General features: G+C 45.7%; 12 protein-coding genes and 1 pseudogene. 8 read left to right on the top strand and 5 right to left on the bottom strand.

Annotated features, from left to right (window positions below; genetic code table 11):
• Positions 1-28: 28 nt before the first annotated feature.
• Positions 29-1,534 carry an exopolyphosphatase gene (ppx, locus tag VEJY3_RS02685; protein WP_014230908.1) on the bottom strand — a complete coding sequence of 502 codons (1,506 nt, stop codon included), beginning with the start codon at positions 1,532-1,534 and terminating at the stop codon, positions 29-31.
• Complete coding sequence (ppk1, locus tag VEJY3_RS02690; protein WP_014230909.1) at positions 1,518-3,608, bottom strand: polyphosphate kinase 1; 2,091 nt, start codon at positions 3,606-3,608, stop codon at positions 1,518-1,520. Before ppk1 ends, ppx begins: the two co-directional genes overlap by 17 nt.
• Before the next feature lie 210 nt (positions 3,609-3,818).
• Between ppk1 and VEJY3_RS02695 the strand changes: the two genes are divergently transcribed.
• From VEJY3_RS02695 to phoU, 5 genes and pseudogenes are all read left to right on the top strand, one after another.
• Positions 3,819-6,026, top strand: coding sequence for an ABC transporter permease subunit (locus VEJY3_RS02695; RefSeq protein ID WP_014230910.1), 2,208 nt, complete (start codon positions 3,819-3,821; stop codon positions 6,024-6,026).
• A gap of 30 nt (positions 6,027-6,056) precedes the next feature.
• Positions 6,057-6,501, top strand: a pseudogene (locus VEJY3_RS26160) (phosphate ABC transporter, permease protein PstA); the annotation flags it as partial.
• Between the two features lie 374 nt (positions 6,502-6,875).
• The gene (gene pstA, locus VEJY3_RS26165) at positions 6,876-7,730 is read left to right on the top strand and encodes a phosphate ABC transporter permease PstA (protein WP_372378656.1); all 855 of its coding nucleotides are present in this window, start codon (positions 6,876-6,878) and stop codon (positions 7,728-7,730) included.
• 2 nt (positions 7,731-7,732) lie between these two features.
• Positions 7,733-8,551: a phosphate ABC transporter ATP-binding protein PstB gene (gene pstB, locus VEJY3_RS02705; protein WP_014230912.1), complete on the top strand. Its 819-nt coding sequence runs from the start codon at positions 7,733-7,735 to the stop codon at positions 8,549-8,551.
• 32 nt (positions 8,552-8,583) lie between these two features.
• On the top strand, positions 8,584-9,282 hold the full coding sequence (gene phoU, locus VEJY3_RS02710) for a phosphate signaling complex protein PhoU (RefSeq protein ID WP_014230913.1): 699 nt from the start codon (positions 8,584-8,586) through the stop codon (positions 9,280-9,282).
• Positions 9,283-9,343: 61 nt separating this feature from the next.
• On the opposite strand, the gene ppk2 is transcribed toward phoU, so the two are convergent.
• The 3 genes from ppk2 to VEJY3_RS02725 all read right to left on the bottom strand — a co-directional run bounded on the left by ppk2 (position 9,344) and on the right by VEJY3_RS02725 (position 11,808).
• Positions 9,344-10,120, bottom strand: a complete 777-nt coding sequence (ppk2, locus tag VEJY3_RS02715; protein WP_014230914.1) for a polyphosphate kinase 2 — start codon at positions 10,118-10,120, stop codon at positions 9,344-9,346.
• 69 nt (positions 10,121-10,189) lie between these two features.
• A complete protein-coding gene (locus VEJY3_RS02720; RefSeq protein WP_014230915.1) occupies positions 10,190-10,933 on the bottom strand; it encodes a copper homeostasis protein CutC in 744 nt (247 codons plus the stop codon).
• 269 nt (positions 10,934-11,202) lie between these two features.
• On the bottom strand, positions 11,203-11,808 hold the full coding sequence (locus VEJY3_RS02725; protein WP_014230916.1) for a peroxiredoxin C: 606 nt from the start codon (positions 11,806-11,808) through the stop codon (positions 11,203-11,205).
• Positions 11,809-12,007: 199 nt separating this feature from the next.
• On the opposite strand from VEJY3_RS02725, the gene VEJY3_RS02730 reads away from it, so the two are divergent.
• The 3 genes from VEJY3_RS02730 (at position 12,008) to aceA (ending at position 16,590) form a co-directional block, all read left to right on the top strand.
• Complete coding sequence (locus VEJY3_RS02730; RefSeq protein WP_014230917.1) at positions 12,008-12,913, top strand: hydrogen peroxide-inducible genes activator; 906 nt, start codon at positions 12,008-12,010, stop codon at positions 12,911-12,913.
• A 606-nt stretch (positions 12,914-13,519) separates the two neighbouring features.
• Entirely contained in the window at positions 13,520-15,148 is a 1,629-nt protein-coding gene (gene aceB / locus VEJY3_RS02735) for a malate synthase A (RefSeq protein WP_014230918.1), read from the top strand.
• Positions 15,149-15,279: 131 nt separating this feature from the next.
• Positions 15,280-16,590, top strand: a complete 1,311-nt coding sequence (gene aceA / locus VEJY3_RS02740) for an isocitrate lyase (protein WP_014230919.1) — start codon at positions 15,280-15,282, stop codon at positions 16,588-16,590.
• Positions 16,591-16,672 lie beyond the last annotated feature (82 nt).

Genomic DNA, 16,672 nt, shown 5'->3' on the forward strand with positions numbered 1-16,672 from the left:
CGACTTTTTAGTGATGAACTTTTTTGTTTTAAAAGGTGAGTACCCACTTCGCGTTTTCCCAACGCTGCTGCTCTTCCTGTAAGTCTGCATGAAGCAACTTGTTGTTCTCCAGCCACTCTTCATCCGTACAGGTTAACGTCCAGACATCATCTTTGATCGACAGAGTGATGTCGGGCAGTGGCTCGTCGTTGCGCTGGCCATTTAGCACGATCGAAATCCGCAGGATTTTAATCAAGCTAAGCACATCACTTTGTTTGTAAAGATTAAACTCAGGCAATTCATTGAGTTTTAAAGCTTTGCGCTGAAAGCGAGCCAGCGTTGCTAACACCAACTGCTGCTCTCGGTTGAAGCCCTGCAGTGTTGAGTGCAAGAGGATATAGAATGAATGGCGATGAAAACTGCGTAGGTTAATACTCAGGCCGACTTCGTGTAGCAGTGCTGCCCACTCTAATAAGTCAAACAGATCGCTTTTCTTCTTAATACCCAGCTCGGAATGAACGTGCTCTAACATGTCTCTGGCATGGCCTTTAACGCGTGCCGCATGTTCAAGGTCGACTCGATGTTTCTGAGCTAAGTTTTCAGTGGTGCGCATGCGAATGTCAGAGCGGGCAAAGCGTTCTTCCATCTCATACAACAATCCTTCTCTTAGTGCCCCATCGGAAAAGAACATTTGTTCTATTTTTAATGCCTGGAAAATGGCGGTAAGAATCGCGACACCAGCTGCAAAAACGGGCTTACGCTCGTCAGTTAATCCGGTGAGTTCAATGTCGTCAATGGAGGAAAAGGCGCATAAAGCCTCAATAAGCTTGTTGAGGCGTTTTAACGTAATTAGTCCGTCTTCATAGCCCAGACCAATCAATACTTCTTGAATGGCTTTTATCGTCCCCGATGAACCAAGCGCAATGTCCCAGCCTTTTTTGCGATACTTACTCGCGATAGATTCGAGCTTTTGTTCAGCAGCCAGCATGGCTTTGCTAAAGTTTTTCCCCGATAACTTACCGTTTTTGAAGAACTGTTCAGTAAAGCTGACACAGCCCATTTGTTTACTGTTGAGCAGCTCAGGTTCAAAGCCCTGACCGATGATCATCTCGGTACTGCCGCCACCGATATCAACAACGAGTTTAGAATTTGACTCGACCTGAGTATGTGCCACGCCTAAATAAATCAGGCGTGCTTCTTCCTCTCCCGGGATGATTTCAATCGGGAATGGCATCACCTCTTTGGCGCGGTTGATAAACAAGTGTGCGTTTTTGGCTCTTCTAAGCGTATGCGTCGCGGCAATGCGCACGTTAGACTCGTCAAAGCCTTGCAGACGTTCGGCAAACATAGCCAGGCACTCAAGAGCGCGCTCCATCGATGCATGGCTTAAGTTCAGCTCATTGTCCAGGCCCGAAGCCATACGAACTCGTTGTTTGTGACGGCTGACTAATTGCAGGTCAGTACCGACAACTTTTGCCACCACCATGTGGAAACTATTCGAGCCGAGATCAATCGCGGCAATATAACGTTCATCTTGTTCAAGTATCTGAGACATCTGGCCTTTGTCTTCTGGTTTGCTTTTCTATATTTTTAAGATAGTCATAGATGGCAACTTGTGAGCGAACTTTTTTGCGGTTACCGCGAGGTACGTAGCTATTGCTCATCTCTTTATCTATCAAGCGTGCCTTTACGGTATCAGTAAAGTGAATGTTAATTATATCAATAATTCTTTGCTTCAAGCGAGGATCGCGGATTGGGGTCGTGACCTCGATGCGGTGATCGATGTTACGAGTCATCCAGTCTGCCGACGAGATGTAAACCTGAGGATCGCCATCGTTGTGGGCGATGATCACCCTTGGGTGTTCCAGAAAGCGGTCCACGATACTGATGATACGGATATTCTCACTCACTCCTTCGAGCCCCGGTACCAGAGAACACATGCCACGAATGATCATATTTATTTTTACGCCAGCATTACTTGCCGCATAAAGTCGGGTGACGATGCCCTTGTCGACTAGGTTGTTAATTTTGATCGTCAGGCTGGATTTTTTCCCTGCTTTTGCATTGGCGATTTCACCATCGATGAGACGATAAATTTGTGAACGCGAGTTTCGTGGAGACACCATCAGATGATTGAATTTTACCGGACGATACGGGTTCTCTATATAACCAAAGACATTACGAACTTCTGTGGTGAGTTCTTGGTCAGCGGTAAGTAGAGCGAAGTCGGTATAAATTCGCGCCGTTTTTTCGTGGAAGTTACCCGTACCGATGTGTGCATAGCGAACGATGTCGTCATCTTCACGACGGCTGATGAGTAGTAACTTAGAGTGTATCTTCAGGCCCGGAGCGCCAAAGATAACGTGCACGCCTGCTTCTGTGAGCACTTTAGACCATTCAATATTCGCTTCTTCATCAAAGCGAGCTTGCAGTTCAACAACCACGGTGACGTTCTTTCCGTTATGTACGGCATCGATCAATGAGTTCATTAATCGTGAATCTTTAGCGACACGATACACATTGATTTTGATACCAATGACTTTCGGATCGAACGATGCTTGGCGAACCAGTTCCGTGATGTGGTCGAAAGTATGATACGGGTAGTAAAGCAGAATATCTTTGGCTTTAATCGCCTCGAAACTGTTGGGATAACCTTCGAAATCAGCACACTTCATTGGCGGCATGGGTTTGTTTTCTAAGTAGTCACGTCCAACGTTAGGGAAGGATATAAAGTCTTTGAAGTTCTGGTAACGGCTGCCAGGAATGAGGTTATCGTAACTCGAAATTCTCATCTTACTGCACAAAAAGTCGAGCATATTCTGCGGCATTTCCCGCTCATAGACAAAACGCACCGGCATTGCAGTAAGGCGCTGATTCACACCTTCTGACATCTGTTCCAGCAAGCTGTATTCGATCTCATTACGTAAGTCATACTCCGCATCCCGTGTCATCTTCATGGCATAGCCACTCAACTCGTCATAGTCGAAGAAGCCCTTAAACAGTTCGTCTAAGCAGTAGCGAATAATGTTATCGAGTAAAATGATGGTCTTACGGCGTTTGCCTTTTTGCTCAGGAACCATCACGAAGCGAGGCAAGTGATCGGTTGGAATTTCGATCAGTGCGTACTGTGAGTGTTGTTCTTTGCGCAACTCTACGGCGATATAAGCGTATTCGTCCTTGAGGAATTGCAGGACGTCGATTTCGTCTTTCATCAGAAGCGGCGTAATATGTGGCATAACTTCGTTACGGAAGTATTTGGTTATCCACTTTTGTTGCACTTCATCAAGTTGCTGTTCGTTCACCAAGAAAATGCGACGTCGAGCCATTTCTCGTATTAATTCACTGTAAAGTTCGTCGAATTTTTCGTTAAGCTTGAAGGCTTTCGCTTGCATCCTTGACAGCAGGCGTTTGGAACTGTCATTTCCTCCACGCTCCTGATTGATTAAGATTCTGCGTTTTACGTCCGCAAAACGGACTTTATAGAATTCATCAAGGTTGTTGGAAAAGATCCCCAGAAATCGAATTCGCTCGATCAATGGAACCGTTTTGTCTGCGGCTTCTTGCAATACTCGTTCATTAAAAGACAACCAACTAAGCTCTTTTTCTACATATAGTTTTTCAGTGCTCATTATCTTACCTAGCCAAAAGGTGAAATTTGCATATTCATCAAGGAAAATATAGTTGAATGAGAACATTATGAGATTTTTGTTACAGTTTTATTTCAGCATGCTTGTTGGGTTCCAGAGTTGTTTTCTTTTCAGTTGGTTAATGTGATCTGTAATATAATTGTCATCTAAAAGACATATTCTGGTACTGAGTAAAAAAAGGTAGAGAGATAAATGGCACAAGCCGAGTTTTCATTGCAGGAAAAAGATAAGAAGCGACTGATTAAAGATCGTTTGGTCAGGCTTGCAGTGACGACAGGTGGAGTGGGCGTACTGGCTGCGCTGATTTTGATTTTTGTTTATCTCGCTATGGTTATTATTCCTCTGTTTTCGGATGCGAAAATAGAGACAAATCAAGCGTCCAGAAGCGTTCAGGTAGGTAAGCCGTTAGCGATTTCTGTTGATGATTATGCCCAACTGGCTTTTGTTCTTTCCGATGATGGTGTGGCTCAATTCCTCTCGATGGATGAGACTGCATCGTCTCCAGTGTACTCGAAGAAACTCGTCACTCATCCTAATTCTTTTTCTCAATCAGCGCCGGGCCGAGGTTGGTACGGTCTGGTCGATGAAGAAGGGCAAGTACATATATTCAAACCTGAGTTTAATGCGACTTTAAAAGAGAATGCGCGTCCACCAGAGATCGTCGCGTTCCACACCAGTATGAATCTGGCTTTAACCGACGCCTCCGATCCTGTGGTTCAGTTTGCTTTCAGTGCTTCCGAACAAGCACCAACGATTGTCTGGCAAACTCAAAGTGGTCAGGTTCACGCGCGTTGGCAGTTCTCATCTTCTTTGTTGGGTGACGAGCCAACTACGATTGATTTTACCTTTTCTGCCGGCTTCAACTCTCCCGATCAAATCTTGCTAACCCCAGGAGGGGAGACGCTGTATCTGCGAGATGGTTCAGAGCTGATCATTTTGAAGAAAGAAAAGTTCACGTTTGTAGTACGTGAGGTCATTGACCTGACACAAGGCGATAGCAAGCATTCGGTACGAAATATCGATTTGTTATCTGGCGCCTATTCTCTGCTTGTCACCCATAATGATGGCACGGTTTCTCAATGGTTCGATACGCTTCAGGGAGACAATCGAACGCTGACTTACATTCGTAGTTTTAAGCTGGCTTCAGAGCTCAAGTATTTGTTACCAGACTCTCACCGCAAAGGGTTCTATAGCTTTTACACCAATGGCACCGTGCAAAGTCATTACACCACCAGTGAAAAATTGGTGTTATTTAAGCGCGCCTATCAGCAAGCGCCCGCTTTAGCCGCGATGTCGAGTAATGAACGTTACTTAATTACTTGGCAAGATGATGAGCTTGATATTGCCGTTGTAGACAACCCATATCCGGAAGTGTCGCTCTCTTCTCTGTGGCAAGAGGTGTGGTATGAAGGGTATCCCGAACCGGAATTTGTCTGGCAATCGACGTCGGCAAGTGATGACTTTGAAGCGAAGTTCAGCCTGGTGCCAATCGCGTTTGGTACAATTAAGGCTGCGATGTTTGCCATGTTGTTCTCAGTGCCGCTGGCGGTATTAGGGGCAATTTATACCGCTTACTTTATGTCACCGCGCATGCGAAGAGTGGTTAAGCCGTCGATAGAACTAATGGAAGCGCTTCCGACCGTGATCATCGGTTTCCTTGCCGGACTCTGGTTTGCTCCAATTGTCGAAGACCATTTGATTACGGTTGTGGTGATGCTCTTTATATTGCCGCTGAGTACTATGATCATGGGTGGGCTTTGGGCTTTACTCCCGCAGTCGCTAAGAAATAGGCTGCCAAATGGTTGGCATGCTTTAGTACTGATGCCGGTATTGTTGGTGCTGATTGTATTGGGTGTATGGCTATCTCCAACTATCGAGCAGAGTTTCTTCGGTGGTGATATGCGCTTGTTCTTGACGGAACATGGTATTGGTTTTGATCAGCGTAATGCATTGGTCGTCGGGCTTGCGATGGGGTTTGCGGTTATACCAACGATTTTCACTATTGCTGAGGATGCGATTTTCTCGGTGCCAAAGCACTTGTCGGATGGCTCTTTAGCCTTGGGAGCGACACCATGGCAGACCCTGATTTATGTGGTTCTGCTGACAGCGAGTCCTGGTATTTTCTCTGCCATTATGATGGGGTTAGGGCGTGCTGTAGGTGAAACCATGATCGTGCTAATGGCGACGGGCAACACACCACTAATGGATTGGAACATCTTAGAGGGAATGCGCAGCTTGTCGGCAACGATTGCGGTTGAGTTGCCAGAATCAGAAGTAGGCAGTACGCATTTCCGCCTGCTGTTCCTTGCTGCATTAATATTGTTTTTATTTACTTTTGCGGTGAATGCGCTTGCCGAGTTTGTCCGTCAAAGATTGAGAGATAAGTACCGTGCGTTGTAATAGTAGTTTGAGCAAAGAGCGAGTAATCGCGTGTTAAATTGGATTCGTTCAGGCGCACCTTGGATATGGCTAACGGGCGGAGCGGTGAGTATCAGTTTGCTCTCCGTTTTAGGTTTGCTCCTGCTTATAGGCTGGAAAGGGTTAACCTTTTTCTGGCCTGCACCCTTGTATCAATGGAATGTGGCGGCGCTGACACCTGTGCAGGGTGAAGTGCTGCAGGAAAACAGTAAACTCATTGGTCAGGTTTACGAGCGAAGCTTTGTTCCCAAAAGTTACCTACCAGAAGAGGCCGCGCAGAAACTCGATGAAGATGAGGATTTTGCCACTCGTTTGAGTATTAAAATTGCCAACCGAGAGCTTTATCCAGCGGACTTCATTTCAGTGTTACAAATGCAGTTGGATGAACCGACCACACCTGAAGAGTTAGCGGTTATCGAACGCAGCAGCGGGGGATATTTCTTTGGCAAAATGCTTGCCTTCCAGGATGGAGACAAGCGATATGACAAAGATATTCGGACGATACTTGACGAAAAGATAGATGACGCGGAAACATTGCGTCATGAGATCGATTCGCTGGTGGTCAATCAACTCCAGGATCTCGGCTGGCAGTTGGAACAATTGCGCCTGAACAAGCGCAAACATGAACTGAACAACTCTATTACCGATGCGTTTTTAGCGGATAACCAGAAGCAAAAGGAACAAATAGAGCAAGAGTTGGCGAGTCTGGACTTGCAGCTTGATGGTCTTCGTTTACAGCTATCTGGCTATGCTCTGATTGTCGAAGACATGACTGGTGAACAAGTCTCGATTCCACTCGAAGATATTCTGGACTACTGGTATCCAAACCAAATGTCGCTGCCAGGAAAAGTTGCGCACTGGGGCAAGCAGGTCTGGAAGTTTTTATCGGACGATCCGCGCGAGTCTAATTCGGAAGGCGGTGTTTTCCCTGCAATTTTTGGCACGGTTTTCTTAGTGCTCATTATGTCGATCATCGTCATGCCGTTGGGCGTGATTGCGGCGATCTACCTGCATGAATACGCCAAGAACAATGCGTTGACACGAGTAATTCGGATTGCGGTTATTAACCTGGCTGGTGTTCCGTCGATTGTTTATGGCGTCTTTGGTTTAGGATTTTTCGTTTACACCATCGGTGGTTCGATCGATAACCTGTTCTATAGCGAGAAGTTACCAGCACCGACCTTTGGTACGCCAGGCTTGTTGTGGTCTGCGTTAACCTTAGCCGTGTTAACGCTTCCAGTCGTTATTGTGACGACAGAAGAAGGATTAACTCGGATTCCAAGCTCTGTTCGTCATGGTTCATTAGCGCTAGGAGCAACCCAATTTGAAACGCTTTGGCGTGTGATTTTACCGATGGCGACGCCGGCGATTATTACCGGACTCATACTGGCAATCGCTCGTGCAGCGGGTGAGGTAGCACCATTGATGCTGGTGGGAGTCGTGAAGTTAGCGTCGAGCTTACCCGTTGATGGACAGTTTCCGTATGTACACTTAGACCGAAAGTTCATGCACTTGGGCTTCCATATTTATGATGTCGGCTTCCAGACCTCCAATATTGAAGCAGCGCGTCCGCTGGTGTACGCCACCTCTTTCCTGCTCATTACTGTGATTGTCGGACTAAACTTAACAGCAATCAGTATTCGTAATGACTTGCGTGAAAAATACAGAACGTTAGGACAAGATTAAGTATGTTTAATTTTGATAATACATTGGGTTATGAGCCACCGTTAGACGTGTATAACCTGACGGATGAACAGACAGCCATCTCAATAGAGAACCTTAATCTTTTCTACGGACAAACGCAGGCGTTACATGATATCTCAATGCGCATTCCTAAAGGCAGAGTAACGGCGTTTATCGGACCATCAGGCTGTGGTAAATCGACTCTGTTGCGTTGTATTAACCGCATGAACGATTTAGTTGAAGGTTGTAAGGTCACTGGAGAAGTGCGTCTGCATGGCAAGAATGTCTATCATCCTAATGTTGATGTAGCAACGCTCAGACGCCGCGTTGGTATGGTCTTCCAGCGACCAAATCCATTTCCTAAATCGATCTACGAAAATGTGGTCTATGGACTTCGCTTACAAGGAGTGAAGAATAGCCGCTCTTTGGATGACGCGGTTGAACGTTCTTTGCGTTCAGCGGCTTTGTGGGATGAAGTGAAAGACCGTTTGCATGAGAACGCATTTGGTTTGTCAGGCGGTCAGCAGCAACGTTTGGTCATCGCTCGTGCAATCGCGATTGAGCCAGAAGTCCTTTTATTGGATGAACCGACATCAGCACTTGATCCAATCTCCACTTTGACTATTGAGGAGCTTATCAATGAGCTAAAAACTCAATATACTGTGGTTATTGTTACCCACAACATGCAGCAAGCGGCGCGAGTTAGCGACCATACGGCATTCATTCACATGGGTAAGCTAATAGAGTATTCCGATGCCGACTCAATCTTCACGTCACCGGTCAAGACTCAGACTGAAGATTACATTACCGGTCGTTACGGCTAAGGCCTGCGACGAGATTAAACAGAAGGACAATTATGCACTTTGGACGTCATATTTCAGGACAATTTAACGTAGAGCTAGAATCGATTCGTACTCATGTTTTAACTATGGGTGGTTTGGTTGAGCAGCAGCTGTCGTATGCTATTCAAGCCTTAAATAAAGAAGATATCGAGCTTGCGCGAAAGGTTGTGCGTGATGACCACAAAGTGAATGCGATGGAAGTGTCTATCGATGATGCGTGTACTCGTATTATCGCCAAACGTCAGCCGACAGCGAAAGACTTGCGCTTAATCATGGCCATCATCAAAACGATCACCGATTTAGAGCGCATTGGAGATGTAGCAACGCGCATTGCTTATGTCGCAATAGAAAGCCCTTCATCTAAAGAACGCCAGTTCCAGGTGTCGTTAGAGCCACTTTGCCGTCAGGCGATTCAAATGCTGCATCAGGTACTTGATGCGTTTGCACGTATGGATGTGGAAGCCGCTGCCGAAGTACACAAGCAGGATGATAAACTCGATGCGGAATATGAAGCGGTAATCCGTCAGTTAATGACTTATATGATGGAAGATCCAAAAAACATTCCACATATTCTGCAGGTGATGTGGTCAGCACGAGCTATCGAGCGAGTGGGAGACCGCTGTCAGAACATCTGTGAATACATCATCTACTTCGTAAAAGGTAAAGATGTGAGACACCTTGGTGATCAGAGCATCGATGATGTCTTGAAGTAAATGAAATCGAATCAACAAAAAGACCAGCATAGAGCTGGTCTTTTTTATCTTAACTGAAAGACTAATACTTATCTGGCACAAAGGTTTGATCGTCGATTGGCGCTCTGACGTAACCTTCTTTGTTGAGCTCAGGAAGCTCAACGGGTGGATATTCAAGTGATTTGTAATCAATCTGACTCAAAAGATGGCTGATGCAATTTAGCCGAGCTTTCTTTTTAGAATCCGATGGCACAACCCACCAAGGACAGTTTTTGGTGTCGGTATAGGCAAACATCTTATCTTTCGCTTCTGAGTATTCGGCCCAGCGGTGGCGGGATTCTAAATCCATCGGGCTGAACTTCCAGCGTTTTATCGGCGTGTTAATACGCCCAAGGAATCGCTTCTCCTGCTCTTCATCTGAGACGGAGAACCAATATTTGATCAAGATGATGCCTGAGCGCTGCAGCATACGCTCAAATTCAGGACAAGAACGCAGGAATTCTTCGTATTCATCCGCAGAGCAAAAGCCCATTACTTTTTCAACGCCAGCGCGGTTATACCAACTGCGGTCAAACAAGACTATCTCCCCGGCGCAAGGCAAATGCGTGACATAACGTTGAAAATACCACTGTGTTTTTTCTTTCTCTGTTGGAGCAGGTAGAGCGACGACGCGACATACACGCGGGTTGAGCTTCTCGGTAATTCGCTTGATGACTCCACCTTTTCCCGCTGCATCTCGACCTTCGAACAGGACAACGACTTTTAATCCTTTGTGTTTAACCCATTCCTGAAGCTTAACCAGTTCGATTTGCAGCTTTTTGAGCTCTTTTTCGTATTCCTTGTTTTTCAGCTTAGACATACTTCATTCCTCAATCCTTGATTATCAATATGTTAGCATTCAATTGCAGGTGGCGGAGTATCTAGGCTTTTATTTGAGAGCTGAGACCACGCTGGCAATGGCGCCTGTACTGGTAACAGGAATCGCAAAATCATCAACATCGGATGCGCCCATTTTGCTCTGTTCGGCGATAAAGTTCATCTCACTTGGGCGTGTACTATTGCCTGAAAGGTGCACTTCTTGTACGAGAGTCCTCTCTACTAAAGCGCGTACGTTATCAGCATTAATGCCAGCGCCAGCCATGATATGAATGCGTCCATTCGCTTGTCGTACTAATGATTTAATCACTTCGCTGCCTGCAGGCGCTGATGGTGCCAGCCCAGATGTCAATATACGCTCACAACCTAAGCTTATGACATCCTCCAGAGCTTGCTCTGCGTTACGGCACTGATCAAAAGCTCGGTGGAATGTAACGCCTAATCCGAGCGCCAGCGCAAATTCACACAAAGCTGTCGCATACTGAATATGAATATCACCGTCTTGAGTCAGTACGCCGAGAACCACCCCGTTTAAGCCTGCCTGGTATGCCGCTTCGATATCCCAACGCATCATTTCGATTTCTTGTTGGTTATAGAGAAAGTCTCCCTGACGTGGGCGAATCATGGCGTAGACGGGAACCGTGGAAAGCTTTGCTGCTTGCTGCATAAAACCGCAACTCGGGGTTAGTCCGCCTAAAGCAAGTGAGGAGCAGAGTTCAATACGCGTAGCACCACCAGAAATGGCATGGTGGAGAGATTCAATGTTGTCGATACAGACTTCTAATTGAGTAATCATGTGGTTTTCTCAAATGCATGTTCTAGATAAATAGTAACAAGGACAAGAGCGAGAATCTGTACGGTCGCTTCGGGAAATAGAGGTAAAGTTAGCGCTAGGGCATTACCTCGTTTGTGTTTATAAAGTGAAAAAAGAAAGCCCAGAGCAGATGCCCTGGGCTTTTATAAGACTTTACTTAGACTGATTGGCGTTTGCGGTTTTCCGCTATAGCTTTTGCTTTATATATATCCAACCATTTCACCCGTTGAGCTTGGGTGAGGTCTAGTTGATTACGCTAGGTCACCAGCGTACTCAGATAGGAACGCTGCAACACCTTTTGGAGATGCGTCCATACCTGCTTTACCTTCTTCCCACTGTGCAGGACATACTTCGCCGTGCTTCTGGTGGAAGTTAAGAGCGTCAACCATACGTAGCATTTCGTCGATGTTACGGCCTAGTGGTAGGTCGTTAACTACTTGGTGACGTACAGTACCTTCTTCGTCGATTAGGAAAGAACCACGGAAAGCAACGCCTGCTTCTGGGTGCTCAACGTCGTAAGCTTTACAGATTTCGTGCTTAACGTCAGCAACTAGTGGGTACTTAACTTGACCGATACCGCCATCTGCGATTGCAGTGTTACGCCATGCGTTGTGAGAGAACTGAGAATCGATAGAAACGCCGATTACTTCAACGCCTTTAGCTTGGAAATCAGCTAGACGGTTGTCGAATGCGATTAGCTCAGATGGGCAAACGAAAGTGAAATCTAGTGGGTAGAAGAACACAACGGCTTTCTTACCTTTAGTGAATTCTGCAAAGTTGAAGTTATCAACGATTTCACCGTTACCTAGAACAGCTGCAGCAGTAAAATCAGGGGCTTGACGACCTACTAGTACCATTTTTTTGCTCCTAAAAAGTATGGTTTGTTCCAAGACGAATAGAGTTATGCCGTCCTGGTCCGTATTAAATCGAGACAAACTATAGTACAGATTGTAGTATTGAAAAAAGCGAATTAAATAGATTGAGTTAATCGAAAAAAGCGATAATCACAAAACTCTTAACTTGATCACTTCCGTAGTGGTAGGTAGTAATAAAATTATGAATAAGTGGCCTAGTTTAAAGCAGCTGTATTATCTGGTGACATTACATGAAACACGCCATTTTAGCGATGCGGCTGTTCGTTGTTTTGTCAGCCAGTCTACCCTCAGTAAAGGCATTCAGAATCTAGAAGATTTGATTGGCTGTCCTTTATATGAAAAGAAAGATAAAAAAAGCCCGTTGGTTTTCACTCAAACTGGTGAAATGGTCGTGAAGCGCGGTCGTGAACTGCTGGCGAAAGGACAGGACTTAGTTGAGCTAGGACGGATGTGCCAGGGCGATGATATGCAGGGGCAGCTAAAAGTCGGTTGCATCCCAACCATTGCTCCTTTTTTGCTGAGTGATCTGGTTCAGGAAGTTAATTATCGTTTCCCACAACTCAACCTGCTACTGAGAGAAGATACGACAAGCAACTTGTTACAGGCCCTCAGGCATGGAGAGTTGGATGTGCTGATATTGGCGTTACCAGTAGAAATTGAGGGAATGGAAAGCCGAGTGGTCGGTAAAGACCCATTCCGCATGGTGATCAGTGCAAGCCAAGCGTCATCAGTACCGGTACCTATTCGTTATGCGGATCTGCCAGATGAGTCGGTATTTCTTCTAGAGAAAGAACACTGTCTCACGGAACATGCGGTCTCTGCGTGTAAATTAACGGACAAAGAAAAAATCAATCCATTCACGGCGACAAGTCTACATACCTTGGTACAAATGGTGGCTAACGGTCTGGGGACGACTTTTATTCCTCAGATGGCCATTGAGCACGGACTGCTACATAACCAAAATTTAGTGGTTATCGACCCACCAGGTACACAAGCCTATCGAGAAATTGGTTTGGTCTGGCGTCCAAGTTCGTCACGTACGAACACCTTTAATCAGCTTGCAGATGTCGTTTCTGAACTGCTTTAGCTATTAGTATTAGCCTAATCTGTCCTGATATCCTTCCAAAAGCACACTGTAAATGGTGTGCTTTTTAGCATTTTATGCTGTTCGTAAACTTTGACTTGTAAAATTTTACAGCTTTTCTTTGATGAAGATTTCATAAAATAGTGAAATTTTACAATGTTAATTTTACACATCTACTTATGCATAGTGTTTAATCTTTGTTTGAATTCTTAGCGCCCACCCTTGTGAATACAAGGATCTCCTCCCTACCAAACTATTCATACACCTGTTTGAAGTGACATTTGTATCAAAAAAATCATGTAATTTAATTACGTAATAACTTACAAAACACCATCAAAAATCAACCGTTTGATCCGCGCCGAATAAAACTTCGAATTTCAACTTTTGTTTATCTTGGGGGTTCCTCTAAACCCTTTGTTGATATAGCTTAATTAACGGCCGGTAAGACTTATGTCTAGATTGCAAACGCACTCATTTTTACGCAATCTCTAGACACGGCCTCAAGAGATGAACACAAATATTCAGGATGTAGTTTGTTGTTCGTAACTTACAAATGTAGCTTTTCGCTGACTGCCCAAGATTGATAAAGCACGTTAAGGATGAATGATTATGCTTGCTCAGACAGAACAAAAAACACAACCAACGAAGCAGACCCAAGGCATGCTTGAGGTTACTGGTGCACTTGCTCCGGAACATCAGGCAATTTTCCCTTCAGAGGCCCAAACCTTCTTATCACTGCTTTGTGAAAAATATGCCGGACGTGTAGAACAACTGCTGCAAGCTCGAGAAGAAAAACAAGCACGCATCGATGCGGGTGAACTGCCAGACTTTTTGCCAGAAACACAAGACATTCGTGAAGGAAGCTGGAAGATCTTAGGGATTCCGCAAGATCTGCAAGATCGCCGAGTAGAAATCACAGGTCCAACGGATCGTAAAATGGTGATTAACGCTCTGAATGCGAACGTAAAAGTATTTATGGCAGACTTCGAAGACTCGATGTCTCCAGCTTGGACCAAGGTATTGGATGGTCAGGTGAACCTGCGTGATGCCGTAAATGGCACCATCAGTTACACCAATCCTGGCAACGGTAAGCATTATCAGCTGGCAGACGACCCAGCGGTGTTGATCTGCCGTGTACGCGGCCTTCATTTAAAAGAAAAACACGTTACGTGGCACGGTCAGATCATTCCAGGCGCACTGTTTGATTTCGCGTTGTACTTCTACAACAACTACAAAACGCTACTACAAAAAGGCAGCGGCCCTTACTTCTACATTCCTAAGCTGCAATCTCACCACGAAGCGAAGTGGTGGAGTGAAGTGTTCCATTTCACCGAAGAATACTTTGGTCTAGAAACTGGCACTATCAAAGCGACGGTGCTTATCGAGACTCTGCCTGCTGTGTTTGAAATGGATGAGATTCTGTTTTCGCTTAAAGAGCATATCGTAGGTCTGAACTGTGGCCGCTGGGATTACATTTTCAGCTACATCAAAACATTAAAGAACCACCCAGACCGCGTACTACCTGACCGTCAGGTTGTGACGATGGATAAGCCGTTCCTAAATGCCTACTCACGACTACTGGTACGTACTTGTCATAAACGCGGTGCGTTTGCGATGGGCGGCATGGCAGCTTTCATTCCTGCAAAAGACCAGGAAGAGAACCAGAAGGTTCTGGATAAGATTCATAACGATAAGTCATTGGAAGCGAACAATGGCCACGACGGAACTTGGGTTGCTCACCCAGGCCTGGCAGATACTGCAATGGAAGTATTCAGCAATATCCTTGGCGAGCGTTCAAATCAGCTGGAAGTCAGCCGCTCTGAAGACGCGCCTATTACCGCTGCTGAATTGCTTGAGCCTTGTGAAGGCGAGCGTACAGAACAGGGCATGCGTCATAACATTCGTGTTGCGCTGCAATACATTGAAGCTTGGATTTCAGGCAATGGTTGTGTGCCAATCTACGGCTTGATGGAAGATGCCGCTACCGCAGAGATTTCTCGCGCTTCGATCTGGCAGTGGATTCAACATGGTAAGTCGCTGGATAACGGCCAACAAGTCACAAAAGAGCTGTTCGAATCCTACCTGAAAGAAGAAGTAGAAGTTGTGAAACAAGAAATCGGAGAAGAGCGTTATCAAGCCGGTCGCTTTGAGGAAGCTGCGCAATTGATGGCGAAGCTGACAACCAGCGATGAGCTAACGAACTTCTTAACCATTCCAGGTTATGACTACTTGGACTAAGAATACGAATACCAGAAAACAATACAAAACCAATAACGTGAAGAAATTTGACGGCAGATAAGGATGTACTGCCTGAGAACGAGAACTCAACGCACATACGAAAAGTGCAAATTATAAAGAGGGATAGACCAATGACATTAACTCGCCGCCAACAAATTGAAGCTCTAGAAAAAGACTGGGCAACGAATCCACGCTGGAAAAACGTGAAACGTACTTACACTGCTGAAGAAGTTGTTGAACTTCGTGGCTCTATGGTTCCTGCAAACACAATTGCACAGCGTGGTGCAGACAAATTGTGGTCACTGGTCAACGGTAGCGCGAAAAAGGGCTACGTTAACTGTCTGGGCGCGCTAACTGGCGGCCAAGCGGTTCAACAAGCAAAAGCAGGTATCGAAGCGATTTACCTTTCTGGTTGGCAGGTTGCTGCAGATAACAACACTGCATCAACAATGTACCCAGACCAATCGCTATACCCAGTAGATTCAGTACCTTCTGTTGTTAAGCGTATCAACAACTCTTTCCGTCGTGCTGACCAAATTCAGTGGGCTGGCGGCAAGTCTCCAGAAGACGAAGGTGGTATCGATTACTTCCTACCTATCGTAGCGGATGCTGAAGCGGGCTTTGGTGGTGTACTAAATGCTTACGAACTGATGAAATCTATGATTGAAGCAGGTGCGGCGGGCGTTCACTTCGAAGACCAACTTGCTTCAGTGAAGAAGTGTGGTCACATGGGCGGTAAAGTTCTGGTTCCGACTCAAGAAGCGGTACAAAAACTGGTTGCGGCTCGTCTGGCTGCAGACGTAGCAGGTACAACAACACTCGTTATCGCTCGTACTGATGCGAACGCAGCAGACCTACTAACGTCAGATTGCGACCCATACGATAAAGACTTTATCGAAGGTGAGCGTACTCAAGAAGGTTTCTACCGTGTACGTGCTGGCATTGACCAAGCAATCTCTCGTGGTCTTGCTTACGCACCATACGCAGATTTGATCTGGTGTGAAACAGCAACGCCTTGTCTGGAAGAAGCGCGTAAGTTTGCAGAAGCGATTCACGCAGAGTACCCAGAACAGCTGCTAGCTTACAACTGTTCTCCATCGTTCAACTGGGAGAAAAACCTGGATGCAGAGACAATTGCTAAATTCCAGCAAGAGCTTGCAGACATGGGCTACAAGTACCAGTTCATTACTCTAGCGGGAATTCACAACATGTGGTTCAACATGTTTGAACTGGCACATGCTTATGCTCAAGGTGAAGGTATGCGTCACTACGTTGAGAAAGTACAGCGCCCAGAGTTCCAGGCTGCAGAAAAAGGTTACACATTCGTAGCTCACCAGCAAGAAGTTGGTACAGGTTACTTCGACAGAATGACCAATACGATCCAAGGTGGTAACTCATCAGTTACGGCACTAACGGGTTCGACTGAAGAAGACCAATTTTAATTAGTTAGGCAAATTTCTTACTTAGGCAAAATTTCGATTTCCCAAAACGACGCCAGTAGTGGCATATTGAGCGGCATTATTG

Origin of the sequence: Vibrio sp. EJY3, from assembly GCF_000241385.1 — a bacterium.
Lineage (GTDB): Bacteria > Pseudomonadota > Gammaproteobacteria > Enterobacterales > Vibrionaceae > Vibrio > Vibrio natriegens.

What these genes read in the sequence shown, in the direction of transcription:
- VEJY3_RS02720 (WP_014230915.1), bottom strand. Translation starts at nt 10,933, where the DNA reads ATGATTACTCAATTAGAAGTCTGTATCGACAACATTGAATCTCTCCAC.
- VEJY3_RS02695 (WP_014230910.1), top strand. Translation starts at nt 3,819, where the DNA reads ATGGCACAAGCCGAGTTTTCATTGCAGGAAAAAGATAAGAAGCGACTG.
- pstA (WP_372378656.1), top strand. Translation starts at nt 6,876, where the DNA reads ATGTCGCTGCCAGGAAAAGTTGCGCACTGGGGCAAGCAGGTCTGGAAG.
- phoU (WP_014230913.1), top strand. Translation starts at nt 8,584, where the DNA reads ATGCACTTTGGACGTCATATTTCAGGACAATTTAACGTAGAGCTAGAA.
- pstB (WP_014230912.1), top strand. Translation starts at nt 7,733, where the DNA reads ATGTTTAATTTTGATAATACATTGGGTTATGAGCCACCGTTAGACGTG.
- VEJY3_RS02725 (WP_014230916.1), bottom strand. Translation starts at nt 11,808, where the DNA reads ATGGTACTAGTAGGTCGTCAAGCCCCTGATTTTACTGCTGCAGCTGTT.
- ppk1 (WP_014230909.1), bottom strand. Translation starts at nt 3,608, where the DNA reads ATGAGCACTGAAAAACTATATGTAGAAAAAGAGCTTAGTTGGTTGTCT.
- ppk2 (WP_014230914.1), bottom strand. Translation starts at nt 10,120, where the DNA reads ATGTCTAAGCTGAAAAACAAGGAATACGAAAAAGAGCTCAAAAAGCTG.
- aceA (WP_014230919.1), top strand. Translation starts at nt 15,280, where the DNA reads ATGACATTAACTCGCCGCCAACAAATTGAAGCTCTAGAAAAAGACTGG.
- ppx (WP_014230908.1), bottom strand. Translation starts at nt 1,534, where the DNA reads ATGTCTCAGATACTTGAACAAGATGAACGTTATATTGCCGCGATTGAT.
- VEJY3_RS02730 (WP_014230917.1), top strand. Translation starts at nt 12,008, where the DNA reads ATGAATAAGTGGCCTAGTTTAAAGCAGCTGTATTATCTGGTGACATTA.
- aceB (WP_014230918.1), top strand. Translation starts at nt 13,520, where the DNA reads ATGCTTGCTCAGACAGAACAAAAAACACAACCAACGAAGCAGACCCAA.